Source organism: Ralstonia soli (assembly GCF_023955655.1).
Classification (GTDB): domain Bacteria; phylum Pseudomonadota; class Gammaproteobacteria; order Burkholderiales; family Burkholderiaceae; genus Ralstonia; species Ralstonia soli.
In genome coordinates this window covers 86,480-100,305 of record NZ_JAMXHT010000007.1, presented here as the reverse complement: position 1 = coordinate 100,305, position 13,826 = coordinate 86,480, and the positions used below count along the sequence as shown (strand labels likewise).

14 protein-coding genes are annotated in these 13,826 nt (G+C 67.1%); all 14 read right to left on the bottom strand.

From position 1 onward, the window contains the following. Nucleotide 1: 1 nt before the first annotated feature. Nucleotides 2-1,183, bottom strand: a complete 1,182-nt coding sequence (locus NG900_RS19025; RefSeq protein ID WP_252682925.1) for a beta-ketoacyl-[acyl-carrier-protein] synthase family protein — start codon at nucleotides 1,181-1,183, stop codon at nucleotides 2-4. Further along, entirely contained in the window at nucleotides 1,180-3,603 is a 2,424-nt protein-coding gene (locus NG900_RS19020; protein WP_252682924.1) for an MMPL family transporter, read from the bottom strand. Before NG900_RS19020 ends, NG900_RS19025 begins: the two co-directional genes overlap by 4 nt. Further along, nucleotides 3,603-4,250, bottom strand: a complete 648-nt coding sequence (locus NG900_RS19015) for a LolA family protein (protein ID WP_252682923.1) — start codon at nucleotides 4,248-4,250, stop codon at nucleotides 3,603-3,605. The genes NG900_RS19020 and NG900_RS19015 overlap by 1 nt, the downstream gene beginning before the upstream one ends. After that, nucleotides 4,238-4,684, bottom strand: a complete 447-nt coding sequence (locus NG900_RS19010) for an acyl-CoA thioesterase (protein ID WP_252682922.1) — start codon at nucleotides 4,682-4,684, stop codon at nucleotides 4,238-4,240. Before NG900_RS19010 ends, NG900_RS19015 begins: the two co-directional genes overlap by 13 nt. After that, a complete protein-coding gene (locus NG900_RS19005) occupies nucleotides 4,671-6,251 on the bottom strand; it encodes an HAL/PAL/TAL family ammonia-lyase (protein WP_252682921.1) in 1,581 nt (526 codons plus the stop codon). The genes NG900_RS19010 and NG900_RS19005 overlap by 14 nt, the downstream gene beginning before the upstream one ends. Next, nucleotides 6,244-7,956 carry a glycosyltransferase family 2 protein gene (locus tag NG900_RS19000; protein ID WP_252682920.1) on the bottom strand — a complete coding sequence of 571 codons (1,713 nt, stop codon included), beginning with the start codon at nucleotides 7,954-7,956 and terminating at the stop codon, nucleotides 6,244-6,246. The genes NG900_RS19005 and NG900_RS19000 overlap by 8 nt, the downstream gene beginning before the upstream one ends. Continuing rightward, nucleotides 7,953-9,638, bottom strand: a complete 1,686-nt coding sequence (locus tag NG900_RS18995; protein ID WP_252682919.1) for an ApeI family dehydratase — start codon at nucleotides 9,636-9,638, stop codon at nucleotides 7,953-7,955. The genes NG900_RS19000 and NG900_RS18995 overlap by 4 nt, the downstream gene beginning before the upstream one ends. Then, complete coding sequence (locus NG900_RS18990; RefSeq protein ID WP_252682918.1) at nucleotides 9,635-10,276, bottom strand: COG4648 family protein; 642 nt, start codon at nucleotides 10,274-10,276, stop codon at nucleotides 9,635-9,637. The genes NG900_RS18995 and NG900_RS18990 overlap by 4 nt, the downstream gene beginning before the upstream one ends. A 4-nt stretch (nucleotides 10,277-10,280) precedes the next feature. After that, entirely contained in the window at nucleotides 10,281-10,526 is a 246-nt protein-coding gene (locus NG900_RS18985; protein ID WP_252682917.1) for an acyl carrier protein, read from the bottom strand. A gap of 45 nt (nucleotides 10,527-10,571) precedes the next feature. Continuing rightward, complete coding sequence (locus NG900_RS18980) at nucleotides 10,572-10,829, bottom strand: phosphopantetheine-binding protein (RefSeq protein WP_045220295.1); 258 nt, start codon at nucleotides 10,827-10,829, stop codon at nucleotides 10,572-10,574. Continuing rightward, on the bottom strand, nucleotides 10,804-11,610 hold the full coding sequence (locus NG900_RS18975) for a lysophospholipid acyltransferase family protein (RefSeq protein WP_420804169.1): 807 nt from the start codon (nucleotides 11,608-11,610) through the stop codon (nucleotides 10,804-10,806). The genes NG900_RS18980 and NG900_RS18975 overlap by 26 nt, the downstream gene beginning before the upstream one ends. Beyond that, nucleotides 11,595-12,305, bottom strand: coding sequence for a beta-ketoacyl synthase chain length factor (locus NG900_RS18970; RefSeq protein ID WP_252682916.1), 711 nt, complete (start codon nucleotides 12,303-12,305; stop codon nucleotides 11,595-11,597). Before NG900_RS18970 ends, NG900_RS18975 begins: the two co-directional genes overlap by 16 nt. A 395-nt stretch (nucleotides 12,306-12,700) precedes the next feature. Then, nucleotides 12,701-13,498, bottom strand: coding sequence for a flagellar biosynthetic protein FliR (fliR, locus tag NG900_RS18965; RefSeq protein ID WP_252682915.1), 798 nt, complete (start codon nucleotides 13,496-13,498; stop codon nucleotides 12,701-12,703). A gap of 43 nt (nucleotides 13,499-13,541) precedes the next feature. Then, nucleotides 13,542-13,811 (bottom strand): flagellar biosynthesis protein FliQ, encoded by a 270-nt coding sequence (gene fliQ, locus NG900_RS18960; RefSeq protein WP_252682914.1) that lies wholly within the window; start codon nucleotides 13,809-13,811, stop codon nucleotides 13,542-13,544. Between the last annotated feature and the right edge of the window lie 15 nt (nucleotides 13,812-13,826).

Sequence of the window (13,826 nt, the reverse complement as noted above, 5' to 3'; positions counted from 1 at the left end):
CTCATCCCCGGCCCAGCACGAGGCTGGCGTTGCTGCCGCCAAAGGCGAACGAGTTGCTCATCACATACTGGCCGGCGGCCAGGCGGCGGGTGTCTTCGATCAGGTCGAGCGCGGGCAGTGCGGGGTCGGCTTCGCCATCCCATACGTGGCGCGGCAGGGTGATGCCGTCATGCGCCAGTGCAAGCCATGCAAAGCCGAGTTCCGTGGCGCCCGCCGCGCCCAGCGTGTGCCCGGTCAGCGGCTTGGTGCCGCTGGTCGGCACGCCGTGCGGGAAGACGCGTGCCATGAGGTGCGCTTCCATCCCGTCGTTCTTGCGCGTGGCGGTGGCGTGCAAGTTGACGTAGCCGATGGCGCTGGCGTCGATGCCGGCTTCGGCCAGGGCGGCGCGCAATGCACGCTCGGCGCCAGCCCCTGTGGGGTCGGGCGCCGAAATGTGATGGGCGTCGCTCGACTCCCCCGCGCCGGCCAGGCGCACGGGGCCGGGCTCGCGCGTCATCAGGAAGACGGCCGCGCCTTCGCCGATATTGATGCCGGCGCGGTTGCGGCTCATCGGGTTGGTGCGCGCGGCGCTGGTCGACTCCAGCGACGCAAAGCCCTGCAGCGTCAGCTCGCACAGCGAATCCACCCCACCCACGACCACCGCATCGCACAGACGCAGTTGCAGCAGCCGGCGTGCCGAGGCGAAGGCCTTGGCGCTCGACGTGCATGCGGTCGACACCGTATAGGCCGGGCCCGTGGTGCCGAGCGCGGCGGCGGCAAACGGCGCCAGCGTGCCGATTTCCATCTGGCGATAGTCGAAGGCGGCGGGCAGCATACCGTGCGCCTTGGCATGGCGAAGCGCCGCTTCTGCCGCGTCGATGCCCGATGTGCTGGTGCCGAGCACGATGCCGATCCGGTGCGCGCCGTACTGTGCACGTGCGGCGTCCAGCGCAGGCTCGATCTGCGCGAGAGCGGCAAGCAACAGCCGGTTGTTGCGGCAGTCGTAGGCAGCCAGTGGTGCAGGGGGCGCGAGTTCGAGCGCAGCCAGTGCACGCCCGATGATGGCCGTCGTGCCATCCGGCCGTTCGGCTGCCATCATGCCCGGTGCGTGTCCGGCGTCCAGGTTGCGGCAAATGGCCGGCACGTCATCGCCCAGCGCGTTGACCATGCCCAGCGCATGCAGATAGACAGAAGAGGCGGTCATGAGGATCGATGTCTCGAAAGTGGCATCCCCAGCGGCGCCAACGCCACCGCAATGACGATGCCCAGGGCGAGCGTCATGCCGAAGCTGCGCAGCACCGGCATGGCACTCGTGCCCAGCAGCCCAAACGACAGCAGCGTGGTGGCCGCTGAGAGCAGCACGCCCACCCACACACCACCGATGTCGGCATGGTCGCGTGCGCAGCCTTCGCGCAGGAACACGGCGTAGTTGGCGCCCACGCCCAGCACCAGCATCAGCGCGAGCCAATGGAACAGGTTCAGTGGGATGCCCGCATAGCCGTACACGGCAAACGTAATGCCCACCGCGCAGATTACCGGCAACGTCACCCGCACCCCTGCGGCCAGCCCGTAGCGCACGCAGAACAGCACGAGGATCAGCGTGAGTGCTCCGGCCAGCCACCAGCCGCTGTCGACGCGGTAGGTGGCGAACAGGCGCGCAACGCTGGCCGGCTTATCGACGAAGCGGATGCCCGCATTGGCATCGGCCAGCGCGGCGAGGGCCGGCAACTGCGCCGCAGTGGCACCGGTTGGGACGACGATGGCCGCAAACACGGGTGCTGCCGTGCCGTTCGCTACCTGACCGAGCCACAGATGCCGATAGGGCTGCGACCACGGCTTCGCCAGCCAGGCCTCCACGGTGAGCGGGTCGCTCGCGGCACTCTCGAAGGCGTTGAGGTAACCGGCGGCGACGTCGGCGCGGAAACCGGCGTCCGTCAAGGTGGCGCGCAGGGCTTGTGGGTCGGCGAACACGCGCCGGGCCAAGCGGGCACGGTCTTCCGACTGCTGGCGTGCCGACGGCACGAACTGCGCGACCGACTGCACGCCCTTGAGCGGCGCACCTGCAATGGGTGCTTCCAGCTTGCGCTGCAGGGCTTCGGCGCGCTGCAACACCTGCTCGGCGGAATCGCCCTTCACGACGAAGAACTGCGTGGTGTTCTCCACGCCGACGGCCTTGCGCACGATGGCTTCCTGGCGCGCGAGTTCGGGGTCGCGCTGGATCAGCAGGTGGATATCGTCGTCGCTGGTCAGGCGCAGCCAGCCGGGCACGGCGGCTGCCGCAATCAGTGCGAGGCACAGCCAGGCGCCCCGGCGCGAGAGCGCGGCCTGCCAGCCGCCCAACCAACGCGCGGCACGGCGGTACGATCGGTGCGGTTGCCGTGGTGCATTCACCAGCAGCGCGGGCAACAGCGACACGACCGACAGGAACGCCGCCCCGATCCCGGCGATGGCAAAGCATGCAATCTGGCGCAGCGCCGGAAACGGCACACCCACGAGGATCGCGTAACCAAGCAGACTCGTGGTGAGCGCCACCAGCAACGCCGGGCGCACCACGCGGGCACTTTGCCGCGCGTCCTGGCCGGCATCTGCACCGAGGTGGCTGACGAAATACTGGATGGAGTAGTCCACCGCCTCGCCGATCAGGCTGGCGCCAAACACGAGCGTGAGCAGGTGCAGCTTGCCGAACACGAGCAGCGTCGCCGCCAACGCAAACACGATACCGATGCCGGTCGATACGAACCCGAGCAACAGGAAACGCGGCGAACGGAACACCCACAGCATCAGCAGCGCAATGCCCAGGGTGGAGACGATGCCGATACGGTGCAACTCCTGCTCCGACGCGCTGCGCGCGGCCGACGCGTAGAACACCGCGCCGGTACGCAGGAGCGTCACGTCGGGGAAGGTGCGGGCCAGTGATTGCTCGGCCTGGGCAACAGCGGTGCGGACGTCGGCCTGGATTTGCGCGTCGTAAGCGGAGGCCGCCAGCGTGGTGGTGACCAGCACGCTGGTCGTGTCGCCGCTTGCGTCACTGGAGTGGGCGATCAGGAAGTTGTCTTCCAGCTCGAGCCGCGTGGTGGCCAGCGGCAGGTCAGCCAGCCAGTGGCTGAGCCAGCCGAATGGGTCGTCGGCCAGCGGTGCGCTGAGGCCGGTTTCGACCGGCGCATAGAGCCGGTGCGCGAGCAACGCGGGCAATGCGGTGGACCCGTTATCCAGCGCGGCGCGATCGGCGGCACTCAGCAGGCTGAAGCGATAGGGCTGGTAGAACCGCGTGATCTGGCTGGCATCGAACGGCGGCAACTCGGCGATCACGTTGCGGAACGCCGCACTGCGCGTGAGCTGCGCGCCCAACTGCATGGCGGCTGCCTTGGCGTGCATGGCGTCGCGGCTGCTGACGAGGAAGACGGTGCGGTCTCCCAGTGAGGTGGCGAGCGTGTCGACGGCTTTCTCCGCGATCGCGTCAGCCTCGGTGGCGGGCAGCAGCGAGAGCAGGTTGGTCTGCAGCGCCGCGCCGTCGTGCAGGCGCACGCCGCAATAGAGCAGAGCGGTTAGCACGACCGCCAGCCACCCGAGCCGGATGGCCCAGAAAGATTGGCTCGGTGTGCGCAGCGCCAGTTCCTGCGCCATCAGGGGGCTCCCAGCAGTGTGCGCTCGGCGGCGTTGGGTGCATCCACGCGCGTGCTGCCGGTGAACTCGATGCGCGTTTCATCACCGTTGGCCGCACGGATGCGGATGCTTCGCACGTAGGTATCGCCCGCCAGGTCGAGCCCGCGCAGCGCCTGTGCCAATTGCGGTTGGGCAGGCGTGAGCTTCAGTTGCCAGCGGCTGGTGTTGCCCTGCGCATTGACGCTGAACTGCGAATACAGCGCCGACAGGTCGCCCGCCAGCATCGCACGCATCATGCGCGAGACCTGCGCCACACCGGCACCATTGCGCGCACCGCGTGCCATGGGCTTGTCGTTGGCATCGAGCGTGGTGACGCCGGCGTCGGTCATCACATACGTCATGCGGGTCGGCTGCTCGATTCGCCACACGGCACCCTGATCACGCAGGAACAGCAGCGTGCCACTGCTCACCAGCGGCTTCTGCATGGCCTGCAGCGATTGCGTCTGTACAAACTGTGCGCGTACGCCGTGCGCCTGCGCCAACTGCGCGGCGACTTGCGAGACGAGGATGCTGTCCGCCGGTGCTTCAGTTGCCGTGTAGGCAAGCGTGGACGTCGCCAGCATCAGGGCAGCAACCCAGGCGCGTACCGTGTTGTTCAGCCCAGCCATGCGCGCTCCACGCGTTCGATCATCACGGGCGGCGAGACGAATTGCAGCTCGCCGGTGCGGGCGCACACCGCTACTTGCGTGGTGTGGCCCTTGGTCAGGCGCGCGCCCGAGGCACAGTCGACGATCTCGTACGCGATCTTCAGGCGGTTCTCATATTCCGCCAACGTGGCGCGCACTTCGATCTGCTGGCCGTAGGTGGCCGGCTTGATGTACTTCAGGTGCGCTTCCACCACGGGCCAGAGGAAGCCGGAGTCGCGCATTTCGCGGTAGTCGTAGTCGAAGCGGCGCAGCAGCGCGGCGCGGCCGATCTCGAAATACTTCAGGTAGTGGCCGTGCCAGCAGACGTCCATGGCGTCGACGTCGTGGAAGGGCACCTCAACGCGGGCGCTGGCGGCGAGTGGTGGATGGCCAGGAGGCAGGTCACGGGCGGTCATGGGCATTCCCTTCGGTGAGTGCGCCGCGCTCGATGGCAAGCGTGAGCGCGCGCAGATCGGCTTCCAGCGGACGGTCTTCGCTCACGAAGGCCGAGAGCGCGCCCACACGGTCGACAAACGCCTGCACCGGCGCCGGAACCTGCGTCGACGGGTCGAGCTGGCAGCGCAACCGCACCGCCTGTACAGCGGCGAGCGTGTGTGCGGCGGCCACTTGCTCGGTCAGCTCCAGCACGCGCAGGCAGTCGCGTGCGGCAATCGTGCCCATGCTGACCTTGTCCTGGTTGTGCGCCTCGGTCGAGCGAGAGAACACGCTGGCCGGCATGGTGTGCTTGAGCGCCTCGGCCGTCCATGCCGACGACGAGATCTGCACCGCCTTGAAGCCGTGGTTGATCGGCGCGCGCTCCGCCGTGGCGCCGGACAGGTTGCGCGGCAGACCGTTGTTGAACTTGTCGTCCACCAGCAGCGCGAACTGGCGGTCCATCAGGTCGGCCAGGTTGGCAATGGCGGTCTTGAGCGCATCCATTGCAAACGCGATGTGCCCGCCGTAGAAGTTGCCGCCGTGCAGGATTTCCTGCGCATCAGGGTCGATCAGCGGGTTGTCGTTGGCGCTGTTGAGTTCGTTCTCGATGTCGCGGCGGATCCACGATTGCGCATCGCGCGCGACCCCGATCACGTGCGGCGCGCAGCGGATCGAGTAGCGGTCCTGCACGCGGTGGGCGGAGGTGTCGTCCCAGTCGGCCAGGTCGGCGCGGATCCAGCTTGCGACCTCCGCCTGGCCCGCATGTGGCTTGGCCGCGAAGATGGTCCGGTGGAAGTGCGCGGCGCGGCCGTCAAGCGCCACCGTGGCCAATGCCGTCAGCCTGGACGACAGGCGGATCAGTTGTTCGGCGCGCGTATACGCCAGGCAAGCCAGGCCGGTCATCACCGCCGTGCCGTTCATCAGCGCGAGCCCTTCCTTCGGGGCCAGGGTGATGGGCATATGGCCGATCTGCCGCCACGCCTTGTCGGCCGGCTGCAGTGTGTTGTTGAAGAGCACGTCGCGCTCGCCCACCAGCGTGGCCGCCACGTACGACAACGGCGTCAGGTCACCGCTGGCACCCACCGAGCCTTCGGCAGGAATGCGCGGAAGGATGCGATGGTTGATGAGATCGGACAGGCGCTGCAGCAGCACGTACCGCACGCCCGAATAGCCGTGCGCGAGCGAGTTCAGCCGCGCGGCCACCACCGCCAGCGTTTCAGATGGCTCCAGGTGACGGCCCATGCCGCAGCCGTGGTAGCGCGTGAGCTGCAGCGGCAATGCTTCGACGAGCGCCATCGGCACGCTCACCTGGCAGGCATCGCCATAACCCGTGTTGACGCCGTAGATGGTCGCGCCCTCGGCCAGGCGCTCGCGCAGGAATTGCGCGCCGCGCTCGATGCGATCACGCCAGGCGGCATCGGCATTGAGCGCCACTGGCTGCTGCCCACGCGCAATGGCCACGACGTCTTCGATCGTCAGGTGGCGGTTGCCGATGACGACGGGCTCGACGTGCCGCTCTGTGGTCACGTTCAGATCATGTTCAGCCATGGGCGGTGTCGTTCTTGGGGCGCGCCCAAAAGTCGAAGAAGTTGAACCATTGGAAAGGCGCCTTGCGGCAGTAGTGCTCCAGACGCTCGGCATAGCGTTGGGCGAGGGCGCCGAGGTGGCGGGCGCGATCGGCACGCGGCAGCTCGATGCGCTCGGCAAACGGCTCGAAATACAGCGTGTGGTCTTGCCCGGTCTTCAGGCAGAAGAACAGGTAGACCGGGCAGCCCAGCGCGTGCGCGAGCACGTAGGGGCCCTGCGCAAACTGCGCCGATGCGCCAAGGAAGCGCGCTTGCACCGTGCGGCCCGATTCATGCGCGGGCACGCGGTCGCCCACGATCACCAGCAGCTCGCCGGCGTCGATGCGCTCCTGCATCAGCATGGCGGTGGCGGGGCCGAAATCGGTCACCTGCATCAGGTGCGAGACGACATCGGGGTGCGCCTGGGCCAGCACCCGGTTGAAGCGCTGCGCGTGCTCGGTGTAGACCACGGCCGTCACCTTGGCGTGCCCGTTGCGGGCCGCCAGTGCGCGCGTCATCTCCAGGTTGCCCAGGTGAGCCCCGATCACCAGCGCACCGCGTCCGCTGGCGATGAGTGCCTCGAACGCGGACGGGTCATCAAAGCGCACGCGTTCGGCTTTGACTTGACCCGACCACGCGGCCAGCTTGTCGAGCCCCGACTGCGCGAACGCGATCATGTGGCGGTAGGCGCTGAACCACCCCGGCTGCGGCATGCCGGCGCCCGGCATTGTCGAGTGCAGCCGCGCGAAATACTGTCGAGACGCCTCGCGCGCCGTGCGCCCTGTCAGCAGGAAGTACGCAACGATCGGGTACAGCCACAGCGAGGTGAACCGCGTGCCGAACAGGCGGCAGCTCAGCGCAAGCAACTGCATGCCGAACTGGCTGCCGCGCTCGGCCATGCGCCACCAGCCTTGCGTTGCGTTGGAGGCGGCAGGATGGCGCCAGCGCGGCATCAACTTGCCAGCGAGCAGCCGCGGCAGCCTCAGCAGCATGCCGGCCACCAGGCGCGTGTGGCTCTTGCTGATGCGCACGTTGTCCCACAGCACATCGAAGTGCGACAGGCCGCCCGGCTCATATGTCACGCGTGTGGGCAGCGTGACGATGCGTGCGCGGCGCCAGTGCAGGCGTACCAGAATCTCGATGTCGAAATCCATGCGCGTGGGCAATGCCACGTCGTCGATCAGCTCGCAGGCCAGCGCCAGCGGGTAGATGCGGAAGCCGCACATCGAATCGCGGATGTCGAACGACAGCGTTTCGATCCACACCCACACGTGGGTGACGTAGCGGCCGTAGAGGCGAGCCTTGGGCACGCTCTCGTCGTAGACGGGGCGCCCGAGGATGACGGCGTCCGGCGAGGCAGCTGCGGCGGCCAGGAAGCGCGGCACATCGCCCGCATCGTGCTGGCCGTCGGCGTCAATCTGCAGGGCGTGCGTATAGCCGGCGGCGTAGGCGGCGCGCAGACCGGCCATCACGGCGGCGCCCTTGCCGCCGTTCACGGGCAGGCGCAGCAGCGTGATCTGGTGCCCGTACTGCTGTGCCAGCGCGGCGAGCACGGCTTGCGTGGCCGCATCGCTGCCGTCATCGACGATGAAGATCGGCAACCCATGCACCGCCAGGTGCGCGACGGTATTGCCGATCGCATCCTTGTGGTTATAGATCGGGATGACGATGGCGGTGTTCGGGCTCACGTTGCCTCCCGATGGACCAGTACACCCGAGGCGCAATCGCGCGCGCCCAGCCGGGCGGTGAAACGCACGCGGCAGCGCTCCGGCTCGTGCGCCAGACGCAGCGACACCACGGCACCCGGCGGGACTGGCGCCATGAACTTCAGCTGATCGACCGAGGTGATTGCGCGGGCGACAGGGTTGCGGGCAGCCGCCAGGCGCACGGCCCAGTCGACCAGTACCACGCCGGGCAGGATCGGCAGGCCGGGGAAGTGGCCCGAGAAGTGGGCGAGGTCGGGGCTGACGCGCAGCTCGTAGTGATCGCCGTCGGCGTCGCTCACGTGCGCGAGCGTCTCGAAGCCCTCTGTGCCCGGGCGGAATGCCGCGGCGACAGCGGACGCGGGCAGCTTGCCGCGCGCATCCACCGGCATCGCCATGCAGAAGCGCCAGCGGCGCGGGATCAGCGTGGGCTCGGTGTAAGCGGAGAGATGGCGGCGCAGCGTCTTGGCCAGTGCAACGCGACCCTGTGCGCGCAGCGCTTCCACGCCGGCAGGCGTGAGCGCAATCAACGCGCCGAGGCGTTCACGCGATGACGCCGCCAGCAGCGTAGCGGCGGCGCGCGCGACAAACGGATGCGCGCCCAGCCAGCCTTCCACCTCCGGCAACGAGACACGTTTGCCGACTACCTTGACGACACGGTCCAACCGGCCGCGCAGGATGAAGCGGCCGCTGTCATCAAAGGCGATGGCGTCGTCGGTGCGGTGCCAGTCGTTGTGTGGCAAATGCGGCGAGCGCACGGCGAGCGCGCCGTCGTCTTCCTGCCGGACCTCGATGCTGGCAAAGGGTTGCCATGCGAGGGTCTGGTCCTGGCGGCGCCACGCGATGCCGCCGGTTTCGGTGCTGCCGAGCACTTCGATGGGCGCGCTGCCATGTGCGGCCGCAAACGCCGCGGCCGCCACCGCATCCAGCGGGCCGCCCGACGAGAACACTGCCGGCAGCGGCGACTGCGATGACAGCGCATCGAAGCCCGCCAGCAGTGGCCAGCGCGCCAGCTGTGCCGGGCTGGAGACAAAGGCTGCGGCTGCGTTTTGCACAAGCGCGCGGTGCAACGCCGAAGGCTCGGTAACCGTCTCGCGGCTGAACGCACGCCCGGCCGCCAGCGGCCAGAACACGCGGAACAGCAGCCCGTAGATATGGTGATGCGGCACGCTGGCCATCACCGCGCCGGTGCCGAGTTGCGCGCCCCACTGCTGCTCCAGGGTCACGACTTCGGCGTCGAATTGCGCCAGCGTCTTGTGGATGGCCTTCGGCGCGCCGGTGCTGCCCGACGTGTACAGCGTGATCGGCGCGTGCGGGGCAATCGTGTTGAAGGTCACCGCGCCGGCGTGCGGGCCCATGGCAGCCAGGTCGGCATCGGTGACGAGCGCGTCGTACGCATCCGCCAGCGTATCGAGATACGCTGGGGCAGCACTCGCCGGAATCACGACAGGCTTGCCGCACGCAAACAGCGCGAACAGTGCGCAAGTGAAATCGAATGGGTCGTCCACGCACAGGGCGTAGCGCGTTGCCGGCTGGCTGGCGAATGCCGCTGCGCAAGCCGCCACACGGGCGCGGAAGGCACCGTACGGAATGGCGTGCTGGCCATCGACGCAGACGACGGCATCATCTGGCCGTGCCACCGACAGCAAGGTATGCAGCGCGATCATGCAGCCCCCGACCCACGCACATGCGCAGGCGCATGCGGGCGAACCACCCAGTGGCGAAACGCCGCTTCCGCCGCGATCAGCACGCCCACCAGCACGTAGGCGATCACGCCGTTGTACAGCGCCCATGCCCCACGCGACCAGGTCAGCGCCGCCCACAGGGCCGTCAGCCCATTGATTGCGAAGAAAACACACCAGACCTGCGTGACGCGTCGCGTATAGCGAACGGCGCGCGGCTGCAGATCGGGCAGGCGCATGCGTGCAAACTTTTCGATCATGGAAGGGCCCGAGCGCAGCGTAGCCGCGAAGCTCAGCAGCAGCCCCGCGTTGACCAGCGCCGGATACAGGCGCAGCAACAGCTCGCTGTCCGTGATGGCGACGGCGGCCGACGTGCAGGTGAGCGTTCCCGCGATCAGCCAATCGAGCGGCGTGAGCCGGCGCAGCAATGCCGACACACTACCCGCGCCAATCCAGCGCTGCATCCACAGCAACGCCAGCAGCGCGACGCCTGCATAGCGCGGCTTGCCGAAATGCCACGCCCCGATCAGCACCAGCGGGTACGCGATCTTCAGCGCCACCTGTGCGACGCCGCGCATCCAGGGGGGCAGTGCTGCGGCTGGGCGGGCAGGTTGCGCCTGCATCCGCTTATGCCGCCAGCAGCGATTCGACCGCGCCGATGACGTCGCCCACCGTGCGCACGGTCTTGAATTCTTCCGGCTTGATGCGACGTCCGGTCATTTCCTGCAGCTTGATCGCCAGATCCACCGCGTCGATGCTGTCCAGATCCAGTTCTTCGAACAGATGCGCCTCGGGCGTGACGCGCTCGGGTGCAATATCGAAGTTCTCTTTGAAAATGGCGCGGATGCGCTCGAGGATCTCGATGTCCGTCATGATTTTCTTTTCTCCCTGTACCTGCCGGTGCCAATGCCCGGCCGATTATTGTTGGCTCTTGACCAGTGCGGCCAGCGTATTCACCGAGCGGAAATGCTCGCGGGTATGTTCGTCGTTGGCGGCAATCGTCAATTGATAACGCTTGCGCAGCACGATGCCGATTTCCAATGCATCAATGGAATCCAGGCCGATGCCGTTGGTATCGAATAGCGGGGCGTCGTCGTCGATGTCGGCCGGCGTCATGTCTTCCAGATCGAGCGCCTCGATCAGGAGCTGCTTAATTTCGAGCTTCAAGGAATCCATATTGCAGAAGGTGGTCGGTGATATGGGTTTCGATACCGGTGGTGAGTGCGCGCGCGGCCAATGCCGCCGGCGAGCCCTCCGGCACGTACTGTGCGACGCTGACGGGCTCGAGCACGGCGACCTTCATGCAGAACGCACGGGGCGGCACGTCGTACCAGCGCATGGTCTTGGTGAAGGCAGGCGGGTCGCAGTCCATCAGCACGGGCAGGATGGGGGCGCCCACGTTCAGCGCCATGTGCGCAAAGCCGCGCGAGAACGGGTGCAGTCGGTTCTTGGCAGGGCTGCGCGTGCCCTCGGGGAAGATGATCATGGTGTAACCGGCAGCCAATTGGCGCGCACCGGCTTCCACCAGCTCGGTCGGGTCGGCATTGCTGATGTATTCGGCCGCGCGCACGATGCCCCAGAAGCATGGGTTGCCCCAATGTGCGTTCTTGACCACGCAGCAGGCGGATGGCGTGAGCGATAGCAGCACCATCACGTCGAGGTAGGTCGGGTGGTTGGCCACCACGATGGCTGGCCCGCCCGCGCGCAGTTGCTCCACGCCCTGCAACTCCAGCTTCATCACGCCCAGGCATTGCAGCGCACGTACCAGCGCGCGGAAGAACCAGTGGATGACGAATGTGACGGTGCGTTGGCGCGAGGCGCGGTGCGGCCACAACCACGCCAGCGGAAACACGACGATGGAAAACAGCACCCCGCAGATGCCGAAAACGATGAAGGCCAGCCCCGTTGCCACCAGGCGCCATGCCAGATTCAGGCGGGCGCTCAGTGTGGTTGCCATGGGCCCTCGCGCCATTGCCACGTCCAGGCGCTGTCTGCATGGCGCCAGGTGCTGGACGTGCGGGATGCCAGGCAGTGCAGCACGGCTTGGCTTTGCGTGGTGAGGCCGTCATCAGCGTCGTGGGCCTCAGCCTGTGGACTGTGAGAGCACACCAGCGAGGCCGGCGCCGAGGCGTCGAGCAGGATGGCAAGAGCGCAATCCTCCACTTCATCGGCCACCGCGCCAAAGCGTGGGTCGGCGGGCTCGTCGGCATAGACAAGCAGCACCGGCAAGGCGGGGTCCGATACGTATTGGGCGTGCGCTTCCAGCAGCGCCAGCCCGAGCGTGGCGGGGCCCGCCGATACGGCAATGGCGGGCGAGGTGTCGCCGCGCGCAATGCCGAAGACGCCGCTCATGGCGTTGAGCACGGACAGGCTGAATGCGGTGGGGGAAACGGGCTGCGCGTCGTCCATGTCGGCGAGGATGCCGGCGGTGCGGCGCAATTCGCCATGGCGCGAGGCAAACACGATGCGCGCGCGGGGCACGTCGGATGCGCAATCGTGTGCGACATGGAGGGCATTTTTAGAGAGTGTGCTCAGACGGCGCCGCACCATCGGCTCAATAAAACCGAGGTTTGGAGATGACGCTGAATCAGAACCAATGGCAGGCCAGCAGGACCAGCGAGCAACCGGGATAGTCCAGTGCAAATCGGGCATATCGGTGTTCGCGTGTGGAGCACCGCCAGTGGCCGCCTTGCTGCGCGACGCCCGGCGCGGGGTCGGCGGCCGCGCATTATCGCGACGTTGCCTGAACCCGATTCGCTCTCATTGTTTTCGATTGATTTGGGTAAGCGCGCAGGCCGCTATCGTGGCCGATTTTGTCTTTCAAAGCGCTTGCTATTTCCCAACCCCGGGCCGAATCATACTGAAAAGTTCCCCAGGAAAACAACCATTTACGTGACTTCGTGTCACTTGCGCGACGAACGCGGAAAGACGCAATGCCGTCATTGCGGGATTATGAGTTCGCGCATTTTGAAACCGGATTGCGGACCACCTAATGGGGGGGTAAAACGGCGGGCGATTTACGTTGGCGGATGCCGCGAAATGCGAATTCAGCGCGTGCCAAATTGGCCGAATGCCCGCCCACCCAGATCCAGCGCGTCCATGACCGAGCGCTCCACCACCGGCGCCAGCGACGTCATCATCACCATGACGAGCATCAACCCGACCACCAGCGTGGCGGCGATGCCCACGGCGAACGGATTGAGCGCCTGCGCCGTGCGCGAGAGCACGGCAAAGGCCAGGTTGACCACCATCATGATGGCGATGATGGGCAGGGCGATGCGCACGGCCAGCGCAAAGACGATCGTGCCGCCACCGGCCAGCGTCTGCCAGCCCGGGTTGGCCAGGGGTGCGGCCGAGACGGGCAGGGCGGTAAAGCTGTCGAACAGGGCGTGCAGCAGCACGAGATGGCCGTCACCGGCAATGAACGCCGTGATGGCCGTGAGGCTGAGGAAGCGGCCGAGCAGCATGCTGCTTTCGGTCTGTGCCGGGTCCAGCAGCGAGGCGAAGCCCAGGCCCATCTGCACCGACATCACCTCGCCGGCGCCGCTGATGGCCGAGAACACGAGTTGCACGCAAAACCCCAGCGCCAGCCCGATCGCCACCTGCACCAGCGTGATCCACAGCCCCTCGTACGACCCCACCGACACGCCGGCCAAGTCCGGCGATAGGGGCAGCATGGGCGCCAGCGCCACCGTGATGACCACGCCAAACGCCACCTTGATCGAGGTTGGGATCTCGGTGTTGGCAAACGGCGGCGCAATGGCGATGAACGCCAGCACGCGCACCAGCGGCCACCAGTACATGGCGATCCAGCCGTTGAGCTGGGCGGCGGTGAATTGGATCATGGCTGATTCAGGGCTGATTCGCGGCTACGTCAGCTCGGCTGCGTCAATTCACGTAGTTGGGAATGTTGGTGAGCAGATCGCGCGTGTAATCGACGATCACGCTCAGGATCCACGGGCCGGCGAGCACCATGGTGGCGGCCACGGCCAGCAGCTTGGGGATGAACGACAGCGTCTGCTCGTTCAGCTGCGTGGCGGCCTGGAACACCGCCACCAGCAGGCCGACAATGAGCGACACCAACAGCATCGGCGCGCCCACCATCATGGCAACCTGCATGGCCTGGCGGGCCATGTTCAAGACGTATTCCGGTGTCATGTGCTCTGGCTCCTT